At 68.8% G+C, this 26,024-nt stretch carries 29 protein-coding genes; 19 read left to right on the forward strand and 10 right to left on the reverse strand.

Annotated features, from left to right (window positions below):
• The 6 genes from ACFOWZ_RS27185 to ACFOWZ_RS27210 all read left to right on the forward strand — a co-directional run.
• The coding region (locus tag ACFOWZ_RS27185; RefSeq protein ID WP_382376730.1) for an acetate--CoA ligase family protein at window positions 1-1,348 on the forward strand (1,348 nt) is incomplete at its 5' end.
• A 23-nt stretch (window positions 1,349-1,371) separates the two neighbouring features.
• The gene (locus ACFOWZ_RS27190) at window positions 1,372-1,821 is read left to right on the forward strand and encodes a universal stress protein (RefSeq protein ID WP_382376731.1); all 450 of its coding nucleotides are present in this window, start codon (window positions 1,372-1,374) and stop codon (window positions 1,819-1,821) included.
• Complete coding sequence (locus ACFOWZ_RS27195) at window positions 1,818-2,225, forward strand: CBS domain-containing protein (protein WP_382376732.1); 408 nt, start codon at window positions 1,818-1,820, stop codon at window positions 2,223-2,225. Before ACFOWZ_RS27190 ends, ACFOWZ_RS27195 begins: the two co-directional genes overlap by 4 nt.
• Window positions 2,206-4,731: a cation-translocating P-type ATPase gene (locus ACFOWZ_RS27200; RefSeq protein ID WP_382376733.1), complete on the forward strand. Its 2,526-nt coding sequence runs from the start codon at window positions 2,206-2,208 to the stop codon at window positions 4,729-4,731. The genes ACFOWZ_RS27195 and ACFOWZ_RS27200 overlap by 20 nt, the downstream gene beginning before the upstream one ends.
• Entirely contained in the window at window positions 4,731-5,522 is a 792-nt protein-coding gene (ppk2, locus tag ACFOWZ_RS27205; RefSeq protein ID WP_382376734.1) for a polyphosphate kinase 2, read from the forward strand. Before ACFOWZ_RS27200 ends, ppk2 begins: the two co-directional genes overlap by 1 nt.
• Window positions 5,523-5,801: 279 nt before the next feature.
• Window positions 5,802-6,395, forward strand: a complete 594-nt coding sequence (locus tag ACFOWZ_RS27210; RefSeq protein WP_382376736.1) for an Rv1733c family protein — start codon at window positions 5,802-5,804, stop codon at window positions 6,393-6,395.
• A 150-nt stretch (window positions 6,396-6,545) separates the two neighbouring features.
• Here the strand turns inward: ACFOWZ_RS27210 and ACFOWZ_RS27215 are convergent, their stop codons facing one another.
• The gene (locus ACFOWZ_RS27215) at window positions 6,546-7,097 is read right to left on the reverse strand and encodes a DoxX family membrane protein (RefSeq protein ID WP_382376737.1); all 552 of its coding nucleotides are present in this window, start codon (window positions 7,095-7,097) and stop codon (window positions 6,546-6,548) included.
• A 245-nt stretch (window positions 7,098-7,342) separates the two neighbouring features.
• On the opposite strand from ACFOWZ_RS27215, the gene ACFOWZ_RS27220 reads away from it, so the two are divergent.
• Both ACFOWZ_RS27220 and ACFOWZ_RS27225 read left to right on the forward strand, forming a co-directional pair.
• On the forward strand, window positions 7,343-7,636 hold the full coding sequence (locus ACFOWZ_RS27220) for an HPF/RaiA family ribosome-associated protein (RefSeq protein ID WP_382376738.1): 294 nt from the start codon (window positions 7,343-7,345) through the stop codon (window positions 7,634-7,636).
• Between the two features lie 127 nt (window positions 7,637-7,763).
• Entirely contained in the window at window positions 7,764-8,144 is a 381-nt protein-coding gene (locus ACFOWZ_RS27225; protein WP_382376739.1) for a hypothetical protein, read from the forward strand.
• Window positions 8,145-8,191: 47 nt separating this feature from the next.
• On the opposite strand, the gene ACFOWZ_RS27230 is transcribed toward ACFOWZ_RS27225, so the two are convergent.
• Entirely contained in the window at window positions 8,192-9,187 is a 996-nt protein-coding gene (locus tag ACFOWZ_RS27230) for a Vgb family protein (protein ID WP_382376740.1), read from the reverse strand.
• 100 nt (window positions 9,188-9,287) lie between these two features.
• On the opposite strand from ACFOWZ_RS27230, the gene ACFOWZ_RS27235 reads away from it, so the two are divergent.
• Window positions 9,288-12,056: a hypothetical protein gene (locus tag ACFOWZ_RS27235; RefSeq protein WP_382376741.1), complete on the forward strand. Its 2,769-nt coding sequence runs from the start codon at window positions 9,288-9,290 to the stop codon at window positions 12,054-12,056.
• Between the two features lie 116 nt (window positions 12,057-12,172).
• Here the strand turns inward: ACFOWZ_RS27235 and ACFOWZ_RS27240 are convergent, their stop codons facing one another.
• The gene (locus ACFOWZ_RS27240) at window positions 12,173-12,295 is read right to left on the reverse strand and encodes a hypothetical protein (RefSeq protein ID WP_382376742.1); all 123 of its coding nucleotides are present in this window, start codon (window positions 12,293-12,295) and stop codon (window positions 12,173-12,175) included.
• Window positions 12,296-12,314: 19 nt separating this feature from the next.
• Window positions 12,315-12,716 carry a pyridoxamine 5'-phosphate oxidase family protein gene (locus ACFOWZ_RS27245; RefSeq protein WP_382376743.1) on the reverse strand — a complete coding sequence of 134 codons (402 nt, stop codon included), beginning with the start codon at window positions 12,714-12,716 and terminating at the stop codon, window positions 12,315-12,317.
• A 180-nt stretch (window positions 12,717-12,896) separates the two neighbouring features.
• On the opposite strand from ACFOWZ_RS27245, the gene ACFOWZ_RS27250 reads away from it, so the two are divergent.
• A complete protein-coding gene (locus tag ACFOWZ_RS27250) occupies window positions 12,897-13,217 on the forward strand; it encodes a hypothetical protein (RefSeq protein WP_382376744.1) in 321 nt (106 codons plus the stop codon).
• 63 nt (window positions 13,218-13,280) lie between these two features.
• Window positions 13,281-14,306 carry an alpha/beta hydrolase family protein gene (locus ACFOWZ_RS27255; protein ID WP_382376745.1) on the forward strand — a complete coding sequence of 342 codons (1,026 nt, stop codon included), beginning with the start codon at window positions 13,281-13,283 and terminating at the stop codon, window positions 14,304-14,306.
• Between the two features lie 39 nt (window positions 14,307-14,345).
• On the opposite strand, the gene ACFOWZ_RS27260 is transcribed toward ACFOWZ_RS27255, so the two are convergent.
• Window positions 14,346-14,717 (reverse strand): DUF5655 domain-containing protein, encoded by a 372-nt coding sequence (locus tag ACFOWZ_RS27260; protein WP_382376746.1) that lies wholly within the window; start codon window positions 14,715-14,717, stop codon window positions 14,346-14,348.
• 311 nt (window positions 14,718-15,028) lie between these two features.
• Entirely contained in the window at window positions 15,029-15,928 is a 900-nt protein-coding gene (locus tag ACFOWZ_RS27265) for a LysR family transcriptional regulator (RefSeq protein WP_382376747.1), read from the reverse strand.
• 14 nt (window positions 15,929-15,942) lie between these two features.
• Here ACFOWZ_RS27265 and ACFOWZ_RS27270 point away from each other — a divergent pair, with 14 nt between their 5' ends.
• Both ACFOWZ_RS27270 and ACFOWZ_RS27275 read left to right on the forward strand, forming a co-directional pair.
• Window positions 15,943-17,301, forward strand: a complete 1,359-nt coding sequence (locus ACFOWZ_RS27270) for an FAD-dependent oxidoreductase (RefSeq protein ID WP_382376748.1) — start codon at window positions 15,943-15,945, stop codon at window positions 17,299-17,301.
• Window positions 17,302-17,325: 24 nt separating this feature from the next.
• Window positions 17,326-18,216, forward strand: coding sequence for an alpha/beta hydrolase (locus ACFOWZ_RS27275; protein ID WP_382376749.1), 891 nt, complete (start codon window positions 17,326-17,328; stop codon window positions 18,214-18,216).
• Between the two features lie 272 nt (window positions 18,217-18,488).
• On the opposite strand, the gene ACFOWZ_RS27280 is transcribed toward ACFOWZ_RS27275, so the two are convergent.
• Together ACFOWZ_RS27280 and ACFOWZ_RS27285 are read right to left on the reverse strand one after the other, a co-directional pair.
• Entirely contained in the window at window positions 18,489-19,355 is an 867-nt protein-coding gene (locus tag ACFOWZ_RS27280) for an ABC transporter permease (protein WP_382376750.1), read from the reverse strand.
• On the reverse strand, window positions 19,355-20,278 hold the full coding sequence (locus ACFOWZ_RS27285; protein ID WP_382376751.1) for an ABC transporter ATP-binding protein: 924 nt from the start codon (window positions 20,276-20,278) through the stop codon (window positions 19,355-19,357). The genes ACFOWZ_RS27280 and ACFOWZ_RS27285 overlap by 1 nt, the downstream gene beginning before the upstream one ends.
• Before the next feature lie 154 nt (window positions 20,279-20,432).
• On the opposite strand from ACFOWZ_RS27285, the gene ACFOWZ_RS27290 reads away from it, so the two are divergent.
• From ACFOWZ_RS27290 to ACFOWZ_RS27300, 3 genes are all read left to right on the forward strand, one after another.
• On the forward strand, window positions 20,433-21,638 hold the full coding sequence (locus ACFOWZ_RS27290) for a sensor histidine kinase (RefSeq protein ID WP_382376752.1): 1,206 nt from the start codon (window positions 20,433-20,435) through the stop codon (window positions 21,636-21,638).
• Window positions 21,635-22,303 carry a response regulator gene (locus ACFOWZ_RS27295; protein WP_382376753.1) on the forward strand — a complete coding sequence of 223 codons (669 nt, stop codon included), beginning with the start codon at window positions 21,635-21,637 and terminating at the stop codon, window positions 22,301-22,303. The genes ACFOWZ_RS27290 and ACFOWZ_RS27295 overlap by 4 nt, the downstream gene beginning before the upstream one ends.
• A gap of 77 nt (window positions 22,304-22,380) precedes the next feature.
• Complete coding sequence (locus ACFOWZ_RS27300) at window positions 22,381-22,656, forward strand: hypothetical protein (protein ID WP_382376754.1); 276 nt, start codon at window positions 22,381-22,383, stop codon at window positions 22,654-22,656.
• A 256-nt stretch (window positions 22,657-22,912) separates the two neighbouring features.
• Here the strand turns inward: ACFOWZ_RS27300 and ACFOWZ_RS27305 are convergent, their stop codons facing one another.
• Window positions 22,913-23,383: a hypothetical protein gene (locus tag ACFOWZ_RS27305; RefSeq protein WP_382376755.1), complete on the reverse strand. Its 471-nt coding sequence runs from the start codon at window positions 23,381-23,383 to the stop codon at window positions 22,913-22,915.
• Window positions 23,384-23,406: 23 nt separating this feature from the next.
• Here ACFOWZ_RS27305 and ACFOWZ_RS27310 point away from each other — a divergent pair, with 23 nt between their 5' ends.
• The 3 genes from ACFOWZ_RS27310 (at window position 23,407) to ACFOWZ_RS27320 (ending at window position 25,029) form a co-directional block, all read left to right on the forward strand.
• Window positions 23,407-23,673, forward strand: a complete 267-nt coding sequence (locus ACFOWZ_RS27310) for a hypothetical protein (protein WP_382376756.1) — start codon at window positions 23,407-23,409, stop codon at window positions 23,671-23,673.
• A 191-nt stretch (window positions 23,674-23,864) separates the two neighbouring features.
• Window positions 23,865-24,662 carry an MBL fold metallo-hydrolase gene (locus tag ACFOWZ_RS27315; RefSeq protein ID WP_382376984.1) on the forward strand — a complete coding sequence of 266 codons (798 nt, stop codon included), beginning with the start codon at window positions 23,865-23,867 and terminating at the stop codon, window positions 24,660-24,662.
• Between the two features lie 64 nt (window positions 24,663-24,726).
• Window positions 24,727-25,029 carry a hypothetical protein gene (locus ACFOWZ_RS27320; protein WP_382376757.1) on the forward strand — a complete coding sequence of 101 codons (303 nt, stop codon included), beginning with the start codon at window positions 24,727-24,729 and terminating at the stop codon, window positions 25,027-25,029.
• Between the two features lie 9 nt (window positions 25,030-25,038).
• Here the strand turns inward: ACFOWZ_RS27320 and ACFOWZ_RS27325 are convergent, their stop codons facing one another.
• Entirely contained in the window at window positions 25,039-25,620 is a 582-nt protein-coding gene (locus tag ACFOWZ_RS27325; RefSeq protein WP_382376758.1) for a DUF2231 domain-containing protein, read from the reverse strand.
• Window positions 25,621-26,024 lie beyond the last annotated feature (404 nt).

Raw genomic sequence — 26,024 nt, forward strand, 5'->3', positions numbered from 1 at the left:
GCTCGCCATCCGTGCGGCCACCAGCGAGGAAGGGCAACGTGCCGCGGCGTCGCACACCGCTTCCACCGCGACGCCCTCGGTCACCAGGGACGCGCTGTTCCGCCAGGCGGGCGTGATCGCGGTCGACAGCGTGCCGGAACTGACCGACGCCGTGATGGCGCTGAGCTGGCAACCGCTCCCGAGCGGACGGTCGGTCGCGGTGCTGAGCAACGCCGGCGGGCTGGGCGTGTTGGCCGCGGACGCCTGCGTTCGTGCAGGCCTGCACGTGGCGAGGCTGGGCGACGAGACCCGCAGAGCTTTGGCACAGCTGGTTCCGGTGACGGCCAGCGTGCACAACCCGGTCGACACCACCGCGGTCGTCGACGAGGAGACCTTCGCCCGCTGCCTCGACGTCATCGGCGCCGACCGCGCGGTCGACGCGGTGATCACCGTGACGGTGCCGACCGCGCTCGGCGACCCCACCGGCGGCGTGCACAACGTCGACGGCAAGCCCGTGCTCGCCGTGCGCACCGGCCAGATCGAACGGCTCGCGGGCGAAATTCCCTGCTACGCCGAGCCGGCACGGGCCGCGGCGGCACTCGCGCGGCTGGTGGAGCGGGCCGAATGGCTGGCCCGGCCGAGGGAGTTCGCGCGCCTGAGCCGGATCGATCTCGATGCCGCGAAGGCGATCGTGGCCGACCGCGAGGGCTGGTTGCCGCCCGACGAGGTGGTGTCGCTGCTGACGGCGTTTGGGCTGCCGGTGCTGGGCGGAACCCTCGCGATGACGGCAGAGCACGCGGTAGCGGCCCAACAGGCCTACGACACGCCGGTTGCGCTCAAGGCACTGGCCGACAACCTGCTGCACAAGAGCAAGGGAGGCGGCGTGGAGCTGAACGTCACCGACGCGGACGGTGTGGCGAAAGCCTTCCGCGCATTCCAGGAACGCTTCGGCGACCGTCTGCGCGGCGTGTTCGTGCAACCGATGGCCACCAGCGGCCGCGAGTTGCTGATCGGCGTCGTTGCGGACGAGAAGTTCGGACCGCTCGTGGTGACCGGACTTGGTGGCGTGGACACCGATCTGCTCGACGACCGTGCCGCGGCACTGGCACCACTGTCCACAGCGGACGCCGACGACCTGATGCACGGCTTCCGCACAGCCGGCCACGTGCTCGCGGGAACCGATGAGGCGGCCGTGCGCGAGGTGTTGCTGCGCGTCTCCGAACTCGCCGGCGCACTGCCCGAGGTCGTCGAGCTCGACATCAACCCCCTGCTGCTGACCGACAGCGGATGCCTGGTCGTGGACGCGCGAGTGCGCGTCGCGCCGGCCGGGCAGTCCGACCCGTTCCTGCGCCGCTTGCGCACCACCTGACCGGAAACCGAGGGAGAACAGCCATGAGCACCAAGCCGATCGTGGTGGGCATCGACGGAACGCCCGCGTCGGACCGAGCACTGGAATGGGCCCTGGACGAGGCCGTCGTCCGCGGCTGTCCGCTGCACGTCGTGAACGCCTGGAACTTCGAGGCGCTGACCGACTGGACCGAGACGGCCGCGCAGCGCGCCCAGGCAGAGTCGGAAGCAGTGATCGAGAAGGCGTTGCAGGCGGCTGAGGCGAGGCGGCAGGAGATGCCCGAGATCGTCCGCAAGAGCCCGCGTGGTGACGCCGCCGAGGTGCTCGAGCAGGCCTCGGAGGGCGCCGCGATGCTGGTGGTCGCCTCGCACACCGGGCATCGGATCCGCCAGATCGTCCTCGGCTCGACGAGCATGCACGTGGTGCGGCACGCGCACGCGCCGATCGTCGTCATCCCGGTGAACGACCGCGAACTCGCGGAGAGCACGCGATGAAGGCCGGCGACGCGATGATCCGCCCGCTCGTCACGGTCGGACCGCGCGACTTCGCCCGCCACGCGGGCGGTCTCATGGACGACTTCGGCCTGGCCGTGCTGCCCGTCGTCGACCAGGGCGTGTTCCAGGGCGTGGTGACGCGCGTGGCCGTGCTGCGAGGCGAGGAAGGCGTGCAGTCACCGCACGTGCAGGAGGTCATGTCGCAGCCGGCGCTCGTGGCCACCACGGACACGCCGGCGGCAACGCTGTTGGACGCGATGATCCGCTACGAGGTGCTCTGCGTGCCCGTGCTCGACGACGGACACGTCGTCGGCATGGTCACCAGGCTCTCGATCCTCCAGCTGATCTCCCAGAACAACCAGAACCTGCACGTGGAGGCCGGTCGTGCCGCTGTCCACAGCTGACCGCGAGGACGTCGCCCACCACGGGCTGCCGGTCGCCGAGGTCGTGCTGATCGCCGAGACCGACGGGGCGGCAGGCCTCTCGAGCGCCCAGTGGCGCGACCGCCTGGCCGCTCTCGGGCCGAACGAGCTGCCCGCCCAGCGCGGACCGAGCTGGGTGATGCGGCTGCTGGGACAGCTGCACCACCCGCTCATCTACGTGCTGCTGGTGGCCGCGGGGATCACCGCCGCGCTGGGCGAGGTCGTGGACGCTTCCGTGGTGTTCGGCGTCGTCGTGGTCAACGCCGTCATCGGATTCATTCAGGAAGCACGCGCCGAACGCGCCCTGGACGCCTTGACGGCGATGGTGCGCACCGAGGTGACCGTCGTGCGCGACGGCCTCACCGCGCGAGTGCCCTCCGCGGAGCTCGTACCGGGCGACCTGGTCGTGCTCGAGGCGGGCGACCAGGTCGGTGCGGACCTCCGGCTGGTCGCCACGAGCGAGCTGCGCGTAGACGAGTCCGCGTTGACCGGGGAATCCGTGCCCGTGACGAAGAACCCGGTGGCGTTGCCGTCGGACACCGCGCTGGCCGACCGCGCCAACATGGCCTACTCCGGCACGCTGGTGACCGCGGGCGGCGGGCGCGGTGTCGTGGTCGCGACCGGCGCGGACACCGAGATCGGCCGGGTGCACCGGCTGGTCAGCACGACCACCACCGTGCAGACTCCGCTCACCCGCAAGCTCGCGCGGTTCAGCCAGATCCTGACGGTGGTGATCCTGGGTCTCGCGGCATTCAGCGTCGTGGTCGGCGTGCTGCGCGGCGAACCACTCGCGGAGATGGTGACCGCGGCCGTCGCACTCGCGGTCGGCGCGATCCCGGAAGGCCTGCCCGCCGCGGTCACGGTGACCCTGGCGATCGGGGTGGCCAGGATGGCACGACGCAACGCGATCATCCGCAGGCTGCCCGCTGTGGAGACCCTGGGCAGCACCACCGTCATCTGCACCGACAAGACCGGGACGCTGACCGCCAACGCGATGACGGTCGACGCGGTCGTCGTGGGAAGCACGCGTCACGAGCTGTCCGGTATCGGGTACGAGCCCACCGGGACCATCACGCCGGAACCGACTCCTGCGCTGCGCGAGTGTCTGCTGGCGGGTCTCGCGTGCAACGACGCGCGAATCGTCGAGGACGGCGGCCGCTGGCTGCCGGTCGGTGATCCGACCGAGGCCGCGCTCGTCGTCGCGGCGCGCAAGGCCGGCCTGGACGACGCCGACGTGCCGGAGCGCGTGGACGTGCTCCCGTTCAGCTCGGAACGGATGTTCATGGCCACCCGGCACGCCAACGACCTGGTCTACGTCAAAGGAGCTGTCGAACGGATCCTCGCCCTCGCCGGGCTCGACCACCATCCCGAAGCCGAAGAACTGTCCTCCGCAGGCCTGCGGGTGCTGGCCATCGGTCGCGCGGCCGGCGTCGAGCTGACCGAGGAAAGCTTGCAGGGCAACGTGATTCTGCTCGGTCTGGTCGCGATGCACGACCCGGCACGACCCGAGGCGATCGAGGCGGTGCGCGCCTGCCAGGCGGCGGGCGTCGAGGTCAAGATGATCACCGGCGACCACCCGGCCACCGCTCGCGCCATCGCCGCCGAGTTCGGCATCACCGACGTCCACGCCCGCGTCGCACCCGAGGAGAAACTGCGGCTGGTCAAGGAGATCCAGGCCGCTGGTGAGGTCGTCGCGATGACCGGCGACGGCGTCAACGACGCACCCGCGCTGCGCCGCGCGGACATCGGCGTCGCGATGGGCAAGGGCGGCACCGAGGTCGCCAAGCAGGCGGCCGACATGGTGCTCACCGACGACAACTTCGCCTCGATCCGCGCCGCCGTCGAGGAAGGTCGCGCGGTCTTCGACAACCTGCGCAAGTTCATCATCTGGACGCTGCCCACCAACATGGCCGAGGGCTTGGTGATCCTCACGGCGATCCTGCTCGGCGCGGCGTTGCCGATCCTGCCGGTGCAGATCCTGTGGATCAACATGACGACGGCCGTCGCGCTGGGACTGACACTGGCGTTCGAACCGCGGGAAGCGGATGTGATGAGCCGCCCACCGCTGCCGCCGTCGTTGCCGTTGCTGACCAGGAAACTCGTCGGCCGCATCGTGTTCGTCTCCGCGATCCTGCTCGCGTGCTCGTTCGGCGCGTTCCGCTGGCAGCTCGCGTCCGGCGCCACGCTGGAGGTTGCGCGCACGGTGGCGGTGAACGTGTTCGTCGGCGCCCAGATCGCCTACCTCGTCAACTGCCGTTCACTGGAGAAGTGGCGGCCCAGCACCGGACCGAACCGGTGGCTGCTCGTGGGCGTGGCGCTCACCGCGGGACTGCAGCTCGCGCTGACCTACGTGCCGTTCATGAACACGTTGTTCCACACCGCACCGCTCGGCTGGCAGCCGTGGCTCGTCGTGCTCGCGCTCAGCGTCGTGGCGTACGTCCTGGTGGAACTGGAGAAGTGGCGCCAGCGCCACGCGAAAGGTCGCTGATGGGCAAGCTGGCGCGGGACGTCTACGAGCAGGAGCTGCTCCGGTTGCAGACCGAGCTCGTGAAGCTGCAGGAGTGGGTACGGGCCACCGGCGCCCGGCTCGTGGTGGCGTTCGAGGGCCGGGACGCGGCGGGCAAGGGCTCGGCGATCAAACGGATCACCGAGCACCTGAACCCGCGCGTCGCCCGGATCGTGGCGTTGCCCGCGCCCAGCGAGCGGGAACGCAGCCAGTGGTACTTCCAGCGCTACGTGGCACATCTGCCGGCGGCGGGTGAGATCGTGCTGCTGGACCGGAGCTGGTACAACCGCGCGGGCGTCGAGCGTGTGATGGGCTACTGCACGCCGGAGGAGCACCGCTTGTTCCTCCGGCAGTGCCCGGTCTTCGAACGGATGCTCGTGGAAGACGGTGTGCTGCTGCGGAAGTACTGGTTCTCGGTCAGCGACGCCGAGCAGGAACGCCGGTTCCGCAAGCGCCTCGACGACCCGTTGAAGCGGTGGAAGCTGTCCCCGATGGACCTCGAGTCGCTGACGCGCTGGGAGGACTACTCGCGGGCCAAGGACGAGATGATGGTGCACACCGACATCGCCGAATGCCCCTGGTACGTGGTGGAAGGCGACGACAAGCGGCGGGCGAGGATCAACATGATCGCCCACCTGCTCAGCACGATCAACTACCACGAGGTGACCGTCCCGAAGATCAAGCTACCGGTGCGGCCACCGTCGAGCGGCTACCAGCGAACTTCCCGCACTTTGCAGCACGAGATCCCGGACCACGCCGCCAAGCTGGCCTGAACGTCGGGGAAGAAGCCCTGCGCCGCGGCCAGGCTCGCCCGGCAGGCGCGGATGATCTGCTGGGTGGCGGCGGTGCGGGGCGTCGGTGGCACGACTGCACCTGACCAGGACATCACCGGTCAGCTCGTCGACGCCGACGGAGGCCGTCGAGGAGCAGTTGCTGGTGGTCGACCGACGAGCAGTGGCGTGGTCGGCGAGACCAGGGGCTCATCGGTGACGAGACCAAGGTCCCTGGGGGCCACCGCACTCACCCGTGAGCCTTGGTGGTGGAGGTGCACCATGACCGCGAACCCGATGTCCCGGCTTTTTCGCCGTGTCTTCCCCGGCCGCAACCCGCTCGCGACTCACGGCGACCGCATCGAGGGCGCAGTCCTCGCACTGGGCGCTGTGGTGGCGCTGCTCGCCGTCCCCGTGGCAGCTGCGGTCGGCTCGGACATCTACGCGACGCATGAGGCGCGCGTCGAAGTCGAGCAGAAGAGCCGGACTCAGGTGGACGCGGTGCTCCTGGACGACACTCCGTCGATGAGCCGCGGCCCCGGTGGTGAAGCGGTGGTGGAGACGACTGCGGCGACCGCGTCCTGGCGCATGCCCGATGGGACCGCCCGACGAGGTGTCGTTCGAGCCCCTTATGGCGCTGAAGCCGGCACCACGCTGCGAGTCTGGGTCAACCTCAACGGTGACGTGACCGAACCACCCATGACCAATCAGGGAGCCGCGTTCAACGCGATCTTCAGTGCCTTGCTGCTGTGGGCGCTGATCGTCGGCGCGATGGCCTTGCTGTTCGGTCTGGTGCGGTTCGTGCACATGAGGATCCGCCTGCGCTGGTGGCAGCTCGAATGGGAGCTGACCGCGCCCGACTGGACTGGGCGGTGAGCCGCGCTTGGGCTTGAGGTCCAAGACAGGCCGCCGTCGTCCGCTACGTTCGTTGCCCGGTTCTGGTTGTGAGGCTGGGACTTTCGGAACACATCCAGCAGACGGAACGGGGCGCTGCGAGTCCGCAGCGCCCCGTTCCCGTTGGCCGTGTCACCGCAGCCAAGGGTTCGCCTTGACGATCGGCAGTTCGTTCCACCAGCGGGCCAGTCCCCACGTCACACCAGAGGCCGTCGCCGCGAGGGCGATGAGCACGAGGGCGTAGACGACGTGGTAGTCGATGATCGGGTTGGTCGACATCGTCGCCTCACCGGTTGCGGTGTGCTGCGCCGGCGGCCACTCGGCGGCCCACATGAGCAGCATCATCACCGCGCCGCTCGCCGCGGCGATGCGCAGCCCGATGCCGAGCACCAATGCCACACCGATCGCGAACAGTCCAGCCATGAAGAGCAGGTCGGCCCACCAGGCGCCGGCGATGTCGTGGAACACCGACTCGAACGGTCCGACGTTGACCCGGCTGAGGAAGCCCTTGGTGGGCGAACCGCCGGAGAACCAGGCGTTCTTGGGCTGTGTCGCGTAGCCGAGACCGAATGCCTTGTCGACGAACGCCCACAGGAACAACAACCCGGTCGCGATGCGCAGCACCGCGAGGGCCACAACACCCGTTTCCGTCCGGGTGCGAGCAGGAGCATGAACAGCGGACATCGTTACCTCCCAGGAAGTTCTTCCGGGTTGAGTCTTCTCAGGAACGTTGGCTGCGAACGCAGCCCTTGGTCCCGATCGAGCCGGGACCTCACGACCTGCCGCGGAGGTACGAGCACGGAATCACGCCACCTGACGGGTAGGGCCTTTTGGCTCAACGCGGACGTGCCGCCGGTCTCTCTTCTCTCCCTCGCCGGGTACCTAGCGTCGGCATGACAGTGGCAATCGCCATGTGAACGGGAGAACTGATGAAGCACGCAGGACAGCTGGAGATCGCCAACGTCGTCGTTGAGGCCGGTGACCAGACAGCGCGGGAATATGCGCATGATCGGATCGCACCGCTCGCCAGGTTCGCACCCGAGCCGACGACCTACGCGCACGTCCGCATCGTGACCGCCAGCCCGCGCACGATCGAGGTGCGCGTGAACCTCGACGTCAACGGCACTCCCGTGGTGGCGCAGGCGCAAGCGGAGACGGCGACCGAAGCCATCGACGCGGTCCGGGACCACCTGCACAGTCAGCTGACGAAGATGCACCCCTGACCAGGAAGCTCGCCGCGACCAAAGCCGAGCCGACCTGCACGGTGATTTCCTCTTGGTAGCGGGAACGTTGGTCGCGTTGGTAGCGATGGTCTCGGCAGTACCGGGATCATCGTTGCCACGTTCTGGTGTGGACAGAGCCCTTGTGCTCGCGTTCCTGTGGCTCGGGTTCGCGGTCGTCACCCTGGCGATTCCGCACTACCTGATCGTCGGTTTCTTCCTGAGTGGCAGCTACGTCGCCGACGAGGTCGGAGGCACCGATTACCACTCCGGTGGTCTCGCCGGGCTGGTGGTGTTCTTCGCCGGGATCGCCCTGCTGTTCACCGGCACCTACCCCAAGGGCTTGTTCGATCTGGTGCTCGGCACGAACCGCTGGTGCCACCGCTGTGCGCCACCGACCACGCCGAGGCGGTTGCGGATCTCGGCTTCGACGACCCAGTCCGCGCGGGTGATCGAGCGGAGCGGTGGTCGGCGGCAAGGTGTCCATTGTGGACAAGGCAAACCGCGCTGACACGGACGGCCCGATCCAGGAAGCGGACGGCCAGGACGTCCACGTGGTCAGCCGGCGGGGGAGTAGTGCCAGACGGTGTCGGCTTTGCCGTCGGCGATCCACAACGTGCTGTCCGGTGCGGCCGCGATGCCGGTCAGTTGCTGGGCGCCGTCCACCGCGTGGAGGGTGACTTGACCGGATGTGGTGATTCTGCCGATGCGGGCCTGGTCGGTGGTGAACCAGAGCGCGCTGTCCGGGCTGGCCGCGAGGTCGGACGGCCGTGCGTCGTCGGGGACCGCGTACTCGGTGAAGTTGCCGTCGACCGTCATTCTGCCGATGCCGCGGGCCATGGTGAACCACAGCGCACTGTCCGGGCCGGTGACGATCCTGCCGGGGCTTGCTTCGCCGGGCAGGGGCCACAGCTTGGCGGGATTGCCATCTGTCGGCATTCTGCCGATGGAGTGCTTGGCTCCCTTGGCGTTGGAGCTGAGCGTGAACCACAGCGCCTGGTCCGGGCCGGTGGTGATGCCGGGCAGCTTCGCGAGTTTGTCGTCGGTCTGCACGGTGGTGTGTCTCAGCGCGCCGGACGTCGAGATGCGGCTGATCGCGGGCGGCACTTTCTCGTTGGTGTACCAGACAGCGTTGTCCGGGCCTGTGGTGATGGCGTTGGGCAAGCCCAGGTTCACGCCCCGACCCGTTCGCCAGCCGGACAGCGTTCCTTCAGCGGAGATCTTGCCGATCAGCTGGAACCCGGCGAACCAGATCAGCCCGTCCGGGCCGCGCACGATCCCAGCGGGGCTGTTGCTGCTTCCCGGGATGCGCAGGTGGGTGATGGCGCCGTTCTTGTCGATGCGGGCGATGGATTCGCCTGAGCTTTCGCTGCACCACACGATGCCATCAGGAGCCACGAACGGGAGCCTGGGGAAGGAGCCCTTCGGCAACTGCACCGCGGTGATGGTGGCCTGCCGCGCTTCGGGCGTTGTTTCCTGCTCCGGTGGCGCTTGCGCAGAAGTCGTGCAGCCCGCCAGGAGAAGACCGATCAGCAGCAGGATCAATCGCGCCATGACCCACCTCCAGGCCTGACTTCGAAGTACGCCAGCACTTCGTTACGCGTAACGATGCCCGTGGTGGATGCGACGCTTTCGGTAGACACGGTGCGAACGGATGCGGGTGCTGGTGGACTACGACGCGTTCATCTCTTACAACCGGAAGGCTGACTGGATCAACGCGCTCAGGCTGCAGCGGCTGATCCGCCGGGTGGGACGCCCGTGGAATCAGCCGGGATCGCTGCGCGTGTTCCGTGATACGACGAATTTGCGGCTGTCGCCGAGTCTCAAGCACTCGCTGGTGGACGCGCTGGACCGGACCGACACCTTCGTCCTCATGGCGTCGCCCGACTCCGCGAAGTCGGAGTGGGTTCGGTTCGAGGTCGACCACTGGCGACAGCACAGAGAACAGAACAAGTTCGTCATCGTGCACACGGCCGGCGAGATCCATTGGGACGACCAGCGCGGGGACTTCGACTGGGACAGGACCACGGCGTTGCCGCGGGAGATCGAGGGCTGGTACGGAGACCAGCCGATCTGGGGCACGATCGTCGCGGACGGCACGAGGCGGCGCGCCGCCCTGCTCCGCGATGTCGCGGTCAGCATCGCGGCGCAGCTCTACGGTGTCGAGAAGGACCGGCTGCACAACGAGGACGAGCTCGAGCTGCGCAAGACCCGGCGTGCCTGGCGCGCCACCTTCAGCGTGCTCGCCATGGCCGTGGTCGGCGTGCTGATCGCCGGTGCGATCGCTGTCTGGCAGGGTGGGGAAGCGAGCACGCAGGAGCAGAACGCGTTGTCCCGCAGGCTGGCCGGGGCGTCCGAGAGCCAGCTCGCGAACAGCCTCGATGTGGCCAGTCTCTTGGCGGCACGCGCGTTTCGCACCGATGCCAACCCACAGACCCGTGCCGCACTGTTCCGCGCGGTGACCACGAGCGGCTCTCTGGTCCGGTATCTCCCGTTCGAGGCCGAGATCACCAGGCTCGCGACGAGCGCGGACGGCAGCGCCATCGTGGTCGGCCTGCGCGACGGCAAGGTGCTGCGCTGGCGGCTGGCCGACGGCAAGCCGGAACAGCTGGTGGACCTCGCTGCCGAGGTGACCGCGTTGGCGGTCAACGAAAACGGGGACACCGTCATCGCGGCCGACGTGTCCTCCGTCAGGCTTGTGCGCAAGGACAGGAGTACCGAATCGATCCCCGCTGCCTGGGGTTTCGAGTTCCGCGCGGTGGCGGTATCGCCGTCGGGACGCACCGCCGTTGCGACCAGCGACAAGGACTCCGCCGTCGTCAGCGTGTTCAACCTGGACGGCGACACCGTCCGCAAAGTGGACCATCCGGCAGGTGATGCGTTCACGCTCGGGCCCGACGCGGTGGTGAGTTCGGACGAAGAGGTCTTCCTGCTCGACAGCGGTTATGGATTCTGGGAACGGCGACGGATCACGGACTGGAATCTGACGTTCGGCTCCCGAGTGAGCTTCGGCACTGCGAACTACGGGCAGGCGGTGTCGGCGGATGGCCGCGCCTTCAGCTACACCAACGGCGCCGCCACCATCTCGGTCTGGAGCACGGACCGCCCCAGCGACATCGATCACCCGGATCTGACCGCACGTGCCCAGATCGCCAAACCCAGCGCGATGTCGCTCAGCGCGGACGCCTCACACCTGGCGATCGCGGAGGACGGCGCCATCCACGTCTCCCGAGTCCTGCCGGCCGAGGTCCCACCTGCCGAGCCGGTCAAGCTCACCGGTACAGGCACAATCACCACGCGCGGCCTGGCCTTTCTCGGCACGAGCAGCCGCAAACTGGTCTCCGCGTCCGGCAGCCGCGTCACGCTGTGGGATCTCGACCAGATCGACCGGATCGGCCGGGCGTTTCCGGTGTCGCTCAGGGCAGGCTGCAACGCCTGCGGCCCACCGAACATCGCTCTGTCACACGACGCCGCCCAGATGATCGCCATCGACGGGTCCGGCTGGGAAGGCGTCGTCGGTCCAGTGACACACCCGGAGCAGCTCCGCGCATTGCCCAACCTGAACCTGTCCGCCCGCTACGGACCGGCCGTCTGGAACGGCTCCGACGCGGCGGTCGTCGTGCAACCGGAAACCGGTGGCTCGCAGGCAGTGGTACCGACCGGCTTCCCGGACCACGTCCACGCCGTGGCGGCAGGCGAACGCGACGGAGAGGTGATCGCGGCCGCGCTGAGCTCGGACCGACGCCGGCTCATCGTCGTGCAGGCCGATGGAGGTTTCGATCTGGTCGATCTCACCAGTGGTGCAACGCAAAGAGTGGTTCCCGACCCGTCGGCCCCGGACAGGCCCAAGGCGCCGGTCGTGAGAGCGGCGGCCGCCAATGCCGACCTGGTCGCGGTTGCGGACGAGAAGTCGATCTCCGTCCGCGATGTGCCGACAGGCAAGGTGATCGGCGAGATCACACGTTCTGGCGTGCGGTATCTCGCTTTCGTCCCCGGTCGGCTGTTGGTGCAACTGGAGTCCGGCGAGCTGGAGATCTGGGACGAGCGCCTCACCGGCAGGCAGAGCACCATCGCGGGCGACGCCGGTTTCATCTGGCGGCCGATCAGCAACGGAACGCTGGTCGCCAGAGCCCGCGCCGACAACGCGATCACCCTGGCTGACCTGGCCACCGGCTCGGTGCTCGCCTCGATCCCCGGTGACTCCGCACGCCGGGTGGGGATCGGCTTCTCCGGTGACGGCACGCGAATGCTCACCCTCACCGAGAGCAGGGACTCCGGACCCGCCACCGCCGTCCTCCGCGACATCTCCGACGACACTCTCGTACGCGCCGCCTGCAGCACCGCGGGACGCGACCTCACCGCCGATGAATGGCGCGCGCTCGTGGGCACCGACTCCGTGCCAGACGACTTGCGCTGCCAGTAAGGGGTTCGGCTCGCTCTGGCGCGGGTGATCCGGGGACGACCGGAGACGGAGCCGTGGTCGAGGCGCGGTGCGTGGCGTCCCTGAGCGAACTGCACCGTGAATCCGCTGAGAAACGCCTACGGCACCCTGACGCACCGCCAGAGCCCGCGGATGCCGCCTGCTTCACGTCCGCGGACGGTGAGGATCATGGCGGCGATGATCGGGCACACGGTTGCCAATGCGCTGATGGGCAGGCGCATGGGCGCCCACGCCGGATCATCACCGATGATCGCCGATTCGTCGTCCGATCAGCACTTCCGGCACGAGGTAGACGTAGACCGCCTCGCCTCCGTGAGCAGGAAGACCGCACCCCTCCACCGCGGCGATCTGACCGGGCTCGAGCAGCCCGAGCTCGCCGTGCACGGTGACCGACCGCGCTGCCACGTCACCGCCGGTCAGATCATCGGCCTGGAAGGCACCCACGTGGCAGCCGTACCGGACGACCGCGGCCGCGGTCACCGGATCAAGGCTGAAGACGATCAATCCGCGGTGCAGCACGAACGGCACGGGGTGTGCCAGAGGCATCGCGTTGCGCGTGTAGAGCACCCGACCGATATGCGCGGTCTTGAGCACTTCCCAGCATTCGGCCTGCGAGAGCTCGGCCGCGGTCGCCGTCAACATCGCTGCCCCCTAACGAAGTTCAATGGGCGTAAGGCAAGCATGGCCCTCGTCACCGACCGGCGACGGAGCACAAGGCCCCGACCTCACCGGGCCGATCGAACGCGGCTGAGCACAACGGTCCGGTCAGGACAGGTCCACAGTCCCTGGTCGGAGATCAGTCCTGGCTGGATCGTGGAACACGTGACCGTTCACGTTCCCGAGCAACACCGGTGGGAATCGCCACCACAGCCGACGATCCACCTGCACCTCGGCAGGGGAGCGGCTGCCGACTGGTTCTCCCCGTTGTCGCGCCGGATGCGCGTCCTCGCGGCCGCCGAGTTCCCGGACGCGGACACCGTCGATCTGACGATCAGCCGCATGCCGCATCCGGCGATGCCCGACGCGGTGCTCGCCGACCTGACCGCTCTGACGCCCGATGGCGTGCACAGGGTGCGTGGTGTGGGGCGCACGCCACAGGCCGCGGTCGACCGGGTGCAACAGCACCTGGCCGCCCGCGAGTGACTGTTGTTCCGCCTACCGCGTCCGTCCGGGCCGTGTGCGATCGGCACGATCACGCAGCACTGGGTGGACACCGACAGGCCTGACGCCTTCACCGCCGATCCCGGCGACCGCCGCGAGCTCGTCGTGCAGATCTGGTATCCGGCGACACGTCTCGCGTCCGCCACACGGGCTCCGTATGTTCCCGACGCCGACGGTCTCGCACCCTTGGCGAAGCTGCTCACACTGCCGCGCTTTGCCTTGCGATGCCTCAAGTACGTCTCCACGAACGCCGTCCCGTCCGCGCCGGTGGCGCGCGGTGAGCCGGGCTTCCCGGTGCTGATCTTCTCACCCGGCCGGGGCGGCTACCGGCAGCACAACACCTGGCAGGTCGAAGAACTGGTGTCGCACGGCTACGTCGTCGCGGCCATCGACCACCCGCACGCGGTCGCCGGCGTGCGCTTCCCGGACGGACGGCTGGTGACGCTCGACTCCCGCATGCTCGACAACGACTTCGTCGACACCGTGGTCCCGTTCCTCGCCCAGGACGCGGTCTTCGCCCTCGACCGGCTGACCGCGTTGAACCACGCCGACCCCACCGGCATCCTCACCGGACACCTGGACATCTCCCGCGTGGGCATCTTCGGACTGTCGCTCGGCGGCGAGGTCGCCGCCGAAGCCTGCCGTCAGGAACCCCGTTTCCGCGCCTGCCTTCCGATGGACGTCTGGATGCCGCCCAGCGTGGTCCGGTCGGGCCTGTCCCAGCCCACGATGTGGATCACCCGGGATGCCGGGACGATGCGGCGCGAGGGCTGGTCGCAGGCGGACGTCGACCGGACGCTGACCACCATCCGAGCCGTGTTCGACACCATGCCCGGCGACGCGTACCTGGTGCAGGTGCCCGGCATGTACCACCAGGACTTCTCCGACGCATCACTGCTGTCCCCGCTCACCCGCTGGCTCGGCGTCACCGGACCGATCGACAAGCACAGGGCGCACGACATCGTGACCGCCTACTCGCTGGCATTTTTCAACCGCCACCTCAAAGACCAGCCGGCCGCGTTCGACGGCCTGGCCGAGCGATACCCCGAAGTGCTCCGCGAAACCACCTGACGATGCCCCGAGCATCGCACTCGTCCGGCACTGCTGCGCTCAACCTGCGCTGGCAAAAGCCTCCGCCAGCCACCCGAGAACCTGATCGTCCAGCTCATCGGCCTCATGCAGCTCGATGTGGTGCATCCACACGTTCGCCGAAGGATGGACGACTTCCTTGAAGCGATCGGACCTCACCTCGCGGGGCAGGACGATGGTGAGCACCGCCGGAACGGCACTGTTGACGTACTGACCCGGACGCCAGACATAGGCGAAGCCCCGGCGGCGGCGGAAGGCGACTTGGCTCTTCGTCGCCGTCGTGGTCGCTTCGCCGATCGTGGAGACGGCCATCTGGACCGCGCGACAGAGGGCAAGTCCCTCGGGGAATCCGTCGAAGAGATCCTCAGGGCTCCGTTCGGCGTCGTCACGCATCTGCGGAGCGTAGTTGAGTGCGCATAGGGTCGGACACCCTCGACCGCGAAGACCTGAAGGATCCACTTTGGATCGTCTGCGCTGTCGCGCAGCAGGCGCCGGGTATCGAGGCCGTCCACCGTGGCGGGGTGCTCTTGGGCCTCGGGTGGTCGCTGGTCGAGGGCCAGTTGCCGGTGTCGTCTCCGGCACCTCACGCCCTCCACTGCCATCGTTCTCGACCACGGTAAGACCATTCACCCGCTCGGTTCTCCGTCGCCGCGGCTCGCCCTGGACATCAGAAACCGCACCGTCGAACGACTTCTCCGAGCCCGTCAGGAACTTCCGTTCTCGACGAGCTGGCCCGCCTGGGCGGCGATCCGGCGCAGCCAGATGTGGGCCAGATCCCGTTCGTGGAGCTGATGCCACCACAGGGACTCCACCAGGTGGCCGATCTCGAAGTCGAGCTGGGCGATGACGACACCACGGGCGGACGAGGACGCCACGCGTTCGGGCATCAGGCCGATTCGATCGGTGCCGGCGACCAGATGCGGGATGGCGAGAAAGTTCTCGGTGACGATCTCCGCACGGGGCTCGATGCCCTCCGCCTGCAGCCGGTTCAGCGGCGAGAAGACCGGGGAGGGATGACGGTAGGGCAGCACCCACGGCCGTCCGGTCAACTGCTCGCGGTCGAGCGCGGCCGGGGCTCGGTCGGCGGAGACCACGCACACCCAGCGGTCCTTGTACAGGTCCAGGCTCGGGATGTGCGACAGGAGGCCTTGGGGCAGCACGAGAACGTCGACACTGCGCAGATGGTCGAGGGCCTGGCGCACGACGTGTTCGGTGCTGTGCTGGAAGCGAAGCCGGACGTTCGGCGCGGCGGTCCGGACGAGGTCGGCCAGCACACGTCCGAACGTGGGTAGCTGGCAGTCGGCCATGACCACGGTGAACTCCCGCCGCGCACTGGCGGGGTCGAAGTCGGGCCGGGTGCGCAGTACCCGGTCGGCCCAGCTCAGTGCCTGGCCGGTGTGCTCCACCAGCCGTTCCGCCAGCGGAGTCAGCTCGTAGCCGCCACCCGCCCGCACGAGCAGTTCATCGCCGTAGTGGCGGCGCAGCCTGGCCAGGGCGGCGCTCAGCGTGGGCTGGCTCAGACCGAGCCGATGTGCGGCCCTGGTCACGCTGCGTTCTCGCAGGAGCGCGTCCAGCGGCACCAGCAGATTGAGATCCAGGGACACGGCGCCATCTCCGAATGATCATTGATGTTGTCTATGTTCAGGATAGTCAGATTCAGCTTCCCCGATCCTGCGCCGGTCGCCAGAGTGATGCAGAGCGCGGCGCGAACTCGAGCGCCGAGCCTGTGCCCGACGTTCCCGAGGAGGCGAACGTGTCGTCGTTTCACGTCCTGATCGCCGGTGGCGGCATCGGAGGACTGTGCCTCGCACAGGGCCTGCGCAAAGCCGGCGTCAGCTGCACCGTCTACGAAAGCGCGCCCGGTGTCGTGCTGACCGGTTACCGCCTGCACATGAACGGCGCCGGCGGCCGCGCTCTTCAGCAGTGTCTGCCGGAGCACCTCTTCGAGCTGTACATGCAGACCTCGCGCACCACGCCTCGCCGCGAGGTCATGGTCATACTCGATCACCAGGCCCGCGAACTCGGCTCACGTCCCCACATCGGGCCGCCCAACGACCCGGATCGGCCTCACACGGCCGTCAACCGGCGCACTCTGCGCCAGATCATGAACGTGGGTCTGGAAGACGTCGTTCAGTTCGGCCGCGCCGTGCGGGCCTACGAGACGGACACGGACGGAGTGCGGGTCCTCTTGGACGATGGCACTACGGCCGTGGGGGACGTGCTGGTGGGCGCTGACGGCATCAACTCCGTCGTGCGCAAACAGCTGCTGCCGGACGTCTCGATCGTCGAAACCGAAACGCGCGCACTGTATTCGATCGCGCCCTTGACTGCGGAGTTGGCCGCCGGACTGCCCGAAGCGCTCTTCGACGGGTTCGCCTGCGCCTCCGGACCCAACGGCGCGTTGTTCGCCTACGGCGCGTACCAGCCGCGCCGGCCGATCGCCGAGGCGGTGGCGGAACTCGCACCCGCCGCTTCCATCGACCCGGTCGACCCCTACCTCATGGTCAACCTCGGACTCCCTCCCGCTACCGCCCCGAACTGGGGGGACGTACCCGATCTGTGGCGCAGTTCCGCCCAGACGCTGCACTCGGTGATGCGCACCGCCGTCGAGGGCTGGCACCCCGCCCTGGTCGGCCTGGTCGAGCACGTCGACCCCACCACGATCTTCCCGGTGGCCATCCGTCACCTGCAGCCGGCTGATCCCTGGCCGGCCGGTCGCGTCACGCTCATCGGTGACGCCGTCCACGCCATGCCCCCTTCCTTCGGCTCAGGGGCCAACACCGCGCTGCGTGACGCCGCCGCACTGAGCCGGGTGCTCGCCCAGGCCGCCCGGGGTGACCGGCCGGTGGTGGAGGCCGTCGCCCAGTACGAGAGCGAGATGCGCGCCGAAGTCTTCCCGATCCTGCGCGCGTCCGCCGACCCGCGAGCCCTGGATCCCAACTTCCTTCCCGACGACGTTCTGGCCGCCAACCGCTGACCACCGCACTTCGAGGAGACAGTCGTGCCCATCACCGAAGACGTCCAGTTCCACGTGTCGGGGTTGACCCTGCGAGGCAAGCTGTTCCGGCCCGACGGAGTGGACCGCTTTCCCGTCGCGGTCCTGCAAAGCGGACTGGGCGGCCCCGCGGAGTCGCTGTACCCCCTGGCCGGGAGCTTCACCGACGCCGGTCTGGCCTGCCTGATCTACGACCACCGCAACACCGGCTACAGCGACGGCGAGCCCCGCCAGCAGTTCGACCCCTGGCAGCAGTGCCGCGACCTGCGCGACGTCATCACGCACCTGACCCTGCGCCGCGACGTCGACCCCGACCGGATCGGCCTCTGGGGCATCAGCATCGGTGGCGCCAACTCGCTGTTCACGGCCGCCACCGACGGCCGGGTCAAGGCCGTCGTCAGCATCATCCCGCCGGTCAGCGGCTGGAGCGCCCGCGCGCTGCAACACCCCGACGTCCTCGCGGAGCTGGAAGCCCTCATCCCGGCCGACCGGCAGGCCCAGCTGCGCGGCGAGCCGGCCGCCACCATCCGCCTGCACGGCGTTCCCGCGCCAGGAGACCCGGTGATGTTCAGCGACGAGGAAGGACTCGAGTTCGTCGAGAACATGACGCACCGGCTGCCCAGCTTCCGCAACGAGATCACCATCTCGACCCTCGACCGCATCTACGAGATGGAGGTCCGCGCCTACGCCGAGCGCATCACCGCCCCCGTCCTGATGATCCTCGCCTCCAAGGACACCGTCGCCCCGGTCGAGGAGGCCAGGGAGATGTACGACCGGATCGCCGGCCGCAAGGAGGTGATCGAGTACCACGGCCAGCACTACGAGATCCTCAGCAACCACTTCCCCGAGATCATCACCCGCAGCGCCGGCTGGCTGGCCGCCACCCTGCGCGGTTGATCAGCACCCGGACGACTCCGGTCTGAGATGCCGTCGAGGGCAGCGACCTGGCCAGGACCGACTGGCCCCTCGGGGAACAGGCACTCGCGCTCCTCTCCCAGCCAGCCGCCTCCCAGTAGAGCCACTCCACAGCCCGAGGTCAGGACCGTTGTCGCAGTGGGCACCCAACCTCCGCGTGCTGCCACTCCGGTCCTGACGCACTGGCCACTGCGGGTCAACATCCGGACATGACGCGAGAGCCCGGCGACCGGGCTCTCGCGTCACATCGGTGGTCACACGTCGCGGCGATGCATGGTGGCCATGGCTGCGACAAGGGCGGCAACCACCCACGCGGCCAGGACCGCGACACCGGCGCCCGCGCTGAGGGTGCTGCCGCCCGCAGCGCCGACCTCGGTGAACGCCGACGCGGCCGAGCTGGGCAGAAACCGCAGAGCGGTGTCCCAGCTGTCGGGGAGCAACGCCCCGGCGATGTTCGGCAGGATCATGATGCCGCCGACCACGACACCGATGGTGCCCGCGACGTTGCGCAGCAGGACGCCCATCCCGAGGCCCAGCAGGGCGATCGCGGCGAGGTAGCCGACCATGCCGAGCAGCGACGTCAGCACACCGTCGTCGTTCAGCGACACGGTCGCGGCGCCGTTGGCCGACAGGATGCCCATGCCCGCGCTGTAGGCGCCGATGACGGCGACCAACGCCGTCGGGACCACCACGAAGGCGAGTGCGACCGTCTTCGCGACGACGACCTGCCAGCGGCGCGGTACGGAGGCGACCGTGGCGACGATCATGCGTGAGCCGTACTCGCGGGCTCCGGCCAGGCTGCCCAGCACACCGATCAGGAGGACGGCGAACGTGGAGCCGGTCAGGACAGTCGACAGTGGACCCGTGTCACCGAACGGGCCGGGGCCGTCCCCGCCGTCGGGTGACGCGATCGATCCCGAGGACACGGCCGAGGCGATCGCGCCGAACCCGATCATGACCACGGCCGCTGCGGCCATGCCGATCCAGGTGCCGCGCAGGCTGCGGATCTTGATCCATTCGGCGCGAATCGCCCGGCCGAGGGTCTGGCGGCGCGCGGGACCGGCGACGATCGGACCGGCGGACGAGGCGGAGTCGGGCGTCCGTTCGAGGGTGGTGGTCATCAGGCTGCCTTCCGGTGCGCGGGAGTGGTGGCGGTGTACTCGACGCTGTCTCGCGTGAGCTCCAGGTAGGCGGACTCGAGCGAGGCCGTGACGGGCGTCAGCTCGTGGATGCGCAGCCGATGTTCGAAGGCGAGGTCACCGATCACGCTCGCGGTCAGGCCGCGGACCTCGAACCGGCCCGCTTCCCTGGTCGTGATGGTCACTCCGTCACCGGTGAGCAGCCGGGCAAGCGCGCTCGCGTCCGGCGAGACCACCACGACCGCGCCGCCGTCCGAGTCGATGAAGTCGTCGATCGTGGTGTCGGCCAGGATGCGGCCTTGACCGATCACCAGCAGATGATCGGCGACCAGCTGCATCTCGCTCATCAGGTGCGATGACAGCAGCACCGTGCGCCCTTGGTCCGCCAGCTCGCGCAGCAGTTCGCGGATCCACTGGATGCCGTCGAGGTCGAGACCGTTGACCGGTTCGTCGAGCAGCAGGACCGCCGGGTCGGCGAGCAGCGCGGCGGCGATGCCGAGGCGCTGGCCCATGCCGAGCGAGAACGACTTCGCCGGCCTGTGCGCCACCTCGCTCAGTCCCACCGACTCGAGGACCTCGTCGACCCGCCGACGGCCGATGCCGACCGTGGCGCCGAGCGCCAGGAGATGGTTGCGAGCGCTACGTCCGCCGTCGACCGCTTTGGCGTCGAGCAGCGCGCCGACCTCGGCCAGCGGTGCGCCGGCGGAAACGTACGGGCGCCCGTTGACCAGTGCGGTACCGGAGGTCGGCCGGTCGAGGCCGAGGATCATGCGCATGGTGGTGGACTTGCCGGCGCCGTTGGGGCCGAGAAAGCCCGTCACGACACCGGGACGAATGGTGGCGGTGATGCCGTCCACGGCTTTCTTGTCACCGTAGGTCTTGGTGAGTTGCCTCAGCTCGATCATGTCTCAACGATGCGCGGGACCGGGGCCGGTGCGCGTCGTCTCCACGTGGACACCGAGGACAGCCGCGAGTACCGCGGTCGTGGTACGCCCGGCTGCACGCCGTACGACGACGGATGGACGCGCAGGACCACCGCGAGCGTCTACTTTGGCCGGTATGGAGCCGACGGCGGTCCGGCGGTGGATGTCCCGTCACCCCCTGTTCCAGGACGTCGTCCTGGCAGGCGTGATCGTGGCGTTCGGGGCGGCCGGTGAGCTGAGCGGGATGCGCGGCCAGACCGACGGAGTCATCACCACTCGCGACGTCCTGGTGCTGGCGGTCGCGGCGCTCGCGGTGGTCACCCGCCGCTGGCGGCCATCTCTCGCCCTGGTAGCCACCGCGGTGGCCGCGGCGGTGTTCATCCTGGTCGGCGTCCGGACGCCGGTGCTGGTCCCCGCCATCGGGATCGTCACCTACACCGTGACCTCACGCGTCGACCGCCGCACCGGCCTGGCGCTGGCCGGTCCGGTCGCCGCCTGCCTGTACCTCCTCGACGCGTTCGCCTCCACCGGAACCGCGTGGTCACCGCAGAGCCTCGGGCTGGTCGCCTGGATCGGCATGACCGCCGCCGCCGGTGACGCCGTCCGCAGCCGCCGCGCCTACGTCCACGAGGTGGAGGAACGCGCCCGCCGCGCCGAGCAGACCCGAGAAGAAGAAGCGGCCCGCCGCGTCATCCAGGAGCGCGTCCGCATCGCGAGAGAGCTGCACGACGTGGTCGCCCACCACATCGCCGTCATCAACGTGCAGGCCGGTGCGGCCGGCCACGTCCTCGAACGGCATCCCGAACAGGCAGGCCAGGCGTTGTCCCACATCCGGGACGCCTGCGCCACCGTGCTCGACGAGCTCGCCTCGATCGTCGGCGTCCTGCGGCAGTCCGAGGACGACACGGCCGACACGGCCGACCCGGCCACCGAACCCGTGCGCGGTCTGGCCCACCTCACCGCCGTGGTCGACGCGCTCGCAGCCGCCGGTCTCACCGTCGAACGCACACAGCTCGGACAGGCCAGGGAACTGCCCGCGGTCGTCGACCTCGCCGCCTACCGCATCCTGCAGGAGTCGCTCACCAACGCTCACAAACACGGCACCGGCACCGCCCACCTCACCATCACCTACACCGCGGATTCCATCGCCCTCGACGTGGCCAACCCGACCGCCGCCGAACGCGGCCGCACTCGGTCCGGATACGGCATCCTCGGCATGAAGGAACGTGCCGCCGCCGCAGGCGGCACCTTCCAGGCACAGGCCCAGCCGGACGGACGGTTCACCGTTCACGCGGAACTCCCCGCCCCAGCGGCGAAAACCAGGACAGGACAACAGACGTGATCCGGGTGCTGCTCGCCGACGACCAGGCTCTCATCCGCGCCGGTTACAAGATGATCATCGACTCCGAAGCCGACCTCGAGGTCGTCGGCGAAGCAACCAACGGACGCGACGCAGTGTTCCTCGCGCGCACCACGCGCGCTGACGTCGTCCTCATGGACATCCGGATGCCCGAGGTCGACGGCATCGAGGCCACCCGGCGCATCGCTGCCGACGACGCCCTGGCAGGCGTCCGGATCCTGGTGCTGACCACGTTCGAGAACGACGAGAACGTCCTGCACGCCATCCGTGCCGGTGCCAGCGGGTTCCTCGGCAAGAACGTCGGCCCGGACGAGCTCCTCCACGCCGTCCGCGTCGTCGCGGCAGGCGACGCCCTGCTGTCTCCGAAAGCCACCAGGGGACTCGTCCAGCACGTCCTCGCCCAACCGGAACCCGCGCCGGAACCGTCCGCGCTCCGCCAGCTCACCGACAGGGAACGCGAGGTCGTGATCCTCGTCGCGTTCGGACTGTCCAACAACGACATAGCGCGGCGTCTTGTCCTGTCCCCGCTGACCGCGAAGACCCACGTCAACCGAGCCATGACGAAGGTCGGTGCCCGCGACCGCGCCCAGCTCGTGGTTTTCGCTTACCAGAACGGCCTGGTGCGACTGGGAGACACACCACCCTGAGCACGCCGCAGACTCGGGCACCGAGTCACCGCCAGGGCATCCGACAGCTCTCCAACTGGCTGAGGTACCGGTACTACGTGCCGTTCACCGACACCGCTGGTTCCCGACCACTGTGGATCAACGTCAAGGACAACTCCTGGGCGGACGTCCTGCGTGCCACCCAGGCCGGATTGGTCAACCGGCACTATCACCCGCACGAGGTGTTCGCGTACACGATCTCCGGCAAGTGGGGCTACCTGGAACGGCCGTGGACGGCCTCCGCTGGCGACTTCGTCTACGAGGCCCTGGGGAGGGCACACCCTGGTCGCCTCTGTGATGGGCCAGTTCGTCTGGAACGCGTCTCAGCGCCATGAGCGACGACTTCTCCGTCGACGTGATCGTCACTCCGACTCAGGTCATCGAGTGTGGACCGCCTCGACGACCGGTCGGGATCCTGTGGTCGGAGCTGGACCCGGCGAAGATCGCCGCCATTCCTGCGCTTGCCTCGCGGGCGACTCGGCGCCCTGTGTCTGATCTCTGATCACCGGCTTCGGGTCCTTGTCTCGCGGACTGCTTGCCGCAGGCTTGACCAGATCTCGACGAAGTGGGAGCAAGGCGGGTGGTCGGACATCAGGCCACGCTGTGAGCCCCTCGTTCACCAGACACCGGCCAAACCAGCAGTCGCCATGCTTCGTTCTGATGGCCTTCCTCGTCGACTGATGAGCCGAGCTGGATCGCACGAACCTCATAGACTGGCGCTGCGGGCAGTTCGATGGTGACGTCGCTAGGTGAGCCGGTGAGGCTCGCCAGGATCACGCGGCCTGAATCTGCGGTGAAACGGCCTTCGAATCGCGCGAAATCGTCGTGCAGGTCGTCCGTTGACGGTTGGTCCGACCACAGCTCGAGCTCGACGTGTGCGGCGATCGACTGGTCGGAGGGGTGAAAAACTGCTCCTCCTCGGCCCGCGCACCCCACCCAGTTCGAGTTGGTGGGGCGCTCGATGTCAGACACGCTCGCGTCACCGAAATAGTCGAACAGGACGAACTGGGCAAACTCGACGGGAATTCTGGTCTTCACCGTCTTGGTGATGTTCGCAGTCAAGTTCGACTCCTCAGCTGACACCGGTGGTGTGCGGCAAGGCTCTTGCCGCACACCACGGCACGTTATCAGTCGCGAATCAGCACGTAGAACGGGTCTTCTTCGCCGATGTGGTCGTTGGCCATGAACTGTCCGAGCAGGTCGCCTGCTTTCTGGTTCTGGCGAGTGTTGCGACCATTTCGGTGAAGCGTGACGGCGGCCTGTTTCGCGCCGAACTTTCGAATGCGGTTTGTTGCCCGTGGTGGCGGACATGTGCGCCACCGCCAATCCTGGTTGTCGATGATCGACGTTGATACCGCGCCACTGCGACGGCGGCACGTTCACCGCCGGCGTACCGGGGTAGCCGACCGGCATGAGCACTGAGCGGCAGAACCCGGAGCACGACTACGACGAAGCGAGCCGCGCCTCGCCGGAGGAGGCGAGGGTAGGCGAGGCCGACACCGTGCGACGTTCCGGCTCCACGCATCCCGGACCGAGGCTGACCATGACCGGTTCGCTGCACTTCGTCGGCAACGCCACCACGGTGCTCCGGCTCGGACCGTTCACGCTGCTGACCGACCCCAACTTCCTCCACAAAGGACAGTGGACGCACATCGGTCAGGGAGTGGTGTCGCGCCGGCTCACCGACCCGGCGATCGAGATCGCCGACCTGCCGCAGCTGGACGCCGTGGTGCTCTCCCACCTGCACGGCGACCACTTCGATCGGGTGGCGAGCAGGGAGCTGTCGCGGAACCTGCCGGTGCTCACCACCCCGCACGCGGCGAAACGCCTGCACCGCAGGGGATTCCGTGAAGCCGCGCCGTTGCGCACGTGGGAGACGGTCACGCTGTCCAGCGGGGCCGCGAAGCTGACGGTGACCTCGCTGCCGGGCAAGCACGCGCTCGGGCCGCTGGGACGCCTGCTCCCTCCGGTCATGGGCACCATGCTCGAATACCGGGAGGCGGCGGGCGTGCTGCCGTTCCGGATCTACCTCAGCGGCGACACGCTGGTACATCCGGCGTTGCATCAGATCCGCGAGCGCTTCGAGGGCATCGATTTGGCGGTTGTGCACCTCGGCGGCACCAAGGTGCTCGGAGTGCTGCTCACCATGGACGGCAGGCAGGGCGCCGACCTGATCGAGTTGCTCGCCCCGCGCACCACCGTGCCGGTGCATTACGAGGAGTACGGGGTCATGAAGTCGCCGTTGTCCGACTTCACCGCGGAGATCTCGCGGCGCAGGGCCAGGTTCGACGTCCAGGTGGTGGCGCGCGGAGATACCGTCGCGCTGCCGATGAGGGTTTGATCCTGACGTCGACGGGTAGGGCTGACGTATGACCCGAACTCGTTGCCGCGTTGACGGCGCCCAAGTGACGCTGCGGTCCAAGACGATGGTCCTGGACTTCACCGGGGAGTGCGACGTCGTCGCCGGGATCCGGTTGGTGGCCGAGCTGCCGGACGCGGGTGGTGCCGAGGACGGCGGGACCGTCGTGCTGGAGCAGGATGCGGCGACCGTCACCCAGCCCGGTGGTGAGATTCGTCTGGCCGCGCGGGAAACGTTGCGCTGGGACGGCGGACCGGTCGATGTCGAGTTCGTGCTGCCGGAGAGCCCGGAGTCGACGGTGCTCGCCGTCCGCGGGCTCGTCGTGCAGCTGGAGCCCGCCGACGAGTGAGTGGTGCTGTCAACGGACCGGTCGGGTCGATCGCCGCGCCTCGAACGGGCGCACGTTGTCGTCCTCCGCGGGGCGCTGCCAGCGGAACACGCCAGCGCCCAGCGCGTAGGCGAGGTGGCCGCCGAGCGCGCCGCCCACGCCCAGGGCCGTCAGCCCGAGCAGGCTCAGCAGCTTCCCCTCGGTGTGGGCGTCTCGCCGTCGCGCGGCGTAAGAGGCGGTGAAGCACGCCAACGCGGCGGTGTTGGTGATCGCGTGCACCACCCCGACCCGCTGCTGCCGCCGTCCGAGCCGGTCGTAGTCCGCGAGTCCCAGGAGAACGGTCGGTGGTGCCGCTGCCAGGCCGATGCCGGTGAGGCGACGCGCCGCGTCCTCGTTGCCCGCCTGGGCGTCCAGCGCGGACGCGCACACCCAGGCTCCGATCGGCACGGTGATCATCAGGGGATGGAGGGGGTGGCCGAGCCAGGATCCGCGCAGCACCTCGCGCAGGTGCGGCGGCCGCAGCAGCCGTCGGGCCACCGCCGCCACCACGGCCGCCGGCCGGTCGGCGGCCCGGAGGTTCTCGACAGCTCGTAACGCCTCGTGAAGGTTCATGGCTGCGGGTACCCCACCGCGGACCGCCCATCCGGCGGCACGCGCACGTGTCACGGCGTCCGTGCCACGACGCGGAAGCTCTTCAGCTCGGAGTCGGTGAACTGCGCGACGACGCGCCGGTGGTCGGACAGGCCGAGGGTGATGCGCTGGTGCTCACGCAGGCAGCCAGTCGGTGGCCTGGTAGTCGCTGATGCCCAGTTCGGACACGTCGACGCACATCTTGACGGGACTCGTTCTCGCCCATCAGGCGCAGGCCGGGCAGGTCGTGGATCGCGGCGCGGGTCGAGTGCGCCAGCGCGAGGGTCGCGGTGAGACGTTCTTCGCCGTGCTGGGCCATGTGGCGCCGCCAGCCGTCGAGGGTGGCGTAGGCGAGGGACGTGACGAACACGTCGGCGCCGGTGTCC

Source organism: Lentzea rhizosphaerae, from assembly GCF_042649515.1.
GTDB classification, from domain to species: Bacteria; Actinomycetota; Actinomycetes; order Mycobacteriales; family Pseudonocardiaceae; genus Lentzea; species Lentzea aerocolonigenes.

Excerpts from the sequence above, each read along its gene's own strand:
- ACFOWZ_RS27190 (WP_382376731.1), top strand. The coding sequence starts at position 1,372 with ATGAGCACCAAGCCGATCGTGGTGGGCATCGACGGAACGCCCGCGTCG.
- ACFOWZ_RS27195 (WP_382376732.1), top strand. The coding sequence starts at position 1,818 with ATGAAGGCCGGCGACGCGATGATCCGCCCGCTCGTCACGGTCGGACCG.
- ppk2 (WP_382376734.1), top strand. The coding sequence starts at position 4,731 with ATGGGCAAGCTGGCGCGGGACGTCTACGAGCAGGAGCTGCTCCGGTTG.
- ACFOWZ_RS27210 (WP_382376736.1), top strand. The coding sequence starts at position 5,802 with ATGACCGCGAACCCGATGTCCCGGCTTTTTCGCCGTGTCTTCCCCGGC.
- ACFOWZ_RS27215 (WP_382376737.1), bottom strand. The coding sequence starts at position 7,097 with ATGTCCGCTGTTCATGCTCCTGCTCGCACCCGGACGGAAACGGGTGTT.
- ACFOWZ_RS27220 (WP_382376738.1), top strand. The coding sequence starts at position 7,343 with ATGAAGCACGCAGGACAGCTGGAGATCGCCAACGTCGTCGTTGAGGCC.
- ACFOWZ_RS27230 (WP_382376740.1), bottom strand. The coding sequence starts at position 9,187 with ATGGCGCGATTGATCCTGCTGCTGATCGGTCTTCTCCTGGCGGGCTGC.
- ACFOWZ_RS27235 (WP_382376741.1), top strand. The coding sequence starts at position 9,288 with ATGCGGGTGCTGGTGGACTACGACGCGTTCATCTCTTACAACCGGAAG.
- ACFOWZ_RS27240 (WP_382376742.1), bottom strand. The coding sequence starts at position 12,295 with ATGCGCCTGCCCATCAGCGCATTGGCAACCGTGTGCCCGATCATCGCC.
- ACFOWZ_RS27245 (WP_382376743.1), bottom strand. The coding sequence starts at position 12,716 with ATGTTGACGGCGACCGCGGCCGAGCTCTCGCAGGCCGAATGCTGGGAA.
- ACFOWZ_RS27260 (WP_382376746.1), bottom strand. The coding sequence starts at position 14,717 with ATGCGTGACGACGCCGAACGGAGCCCTGAGGATCTCTTCGACGGATTC.
- ACFOWZ_RS27270 (WP_382376748.1), top strand. The coding sequence starts at position 15,943 with ATGATCATTGATGTTGTCTATGTTCAGGATAGTCAGATTCAGCTTCCC.
- ACFOWZ_RS27280 (WP_382376750.1), bottom strand. The coding sequence starts at position 19,355 with ATGACCACCACCCTCGAACGGACGCCCGACTCCGCCTCGTCCGCCGGT.
- ACFOWZ_RS27285 (WP_382376751.1), bottom strand. The coding sequence starts at position 20,278 with ATGATCGAGCTGAGGCAACTCACCAAGACCTACGGTGACAAGAAAGCC.
- ACFOWZ_RS27290 (WP_382376752.1), top strand. The coding sequence starts at position 20,433 with ATGGAGCCGACGGCGGTCCGGCGGTGGATGTCCCGTCACCCCCTGTTC.
- ACFOWZ_RS27315 (WP_382376984.1), top strand. The coding sequence starts at position 23,865 with ATGACCGGTTCGCTGCACTTCGTCGGCAACGCCACCACGGTGCTCCGG.
- ACFOWZ_RS27325 (WP_382376758.1), bottom strand. The coding sequence starts at position 25,620 with ATGAACCTTCACGAGGCGTTACGAGCTGTCGAGAACCTCCGGGCCGCC.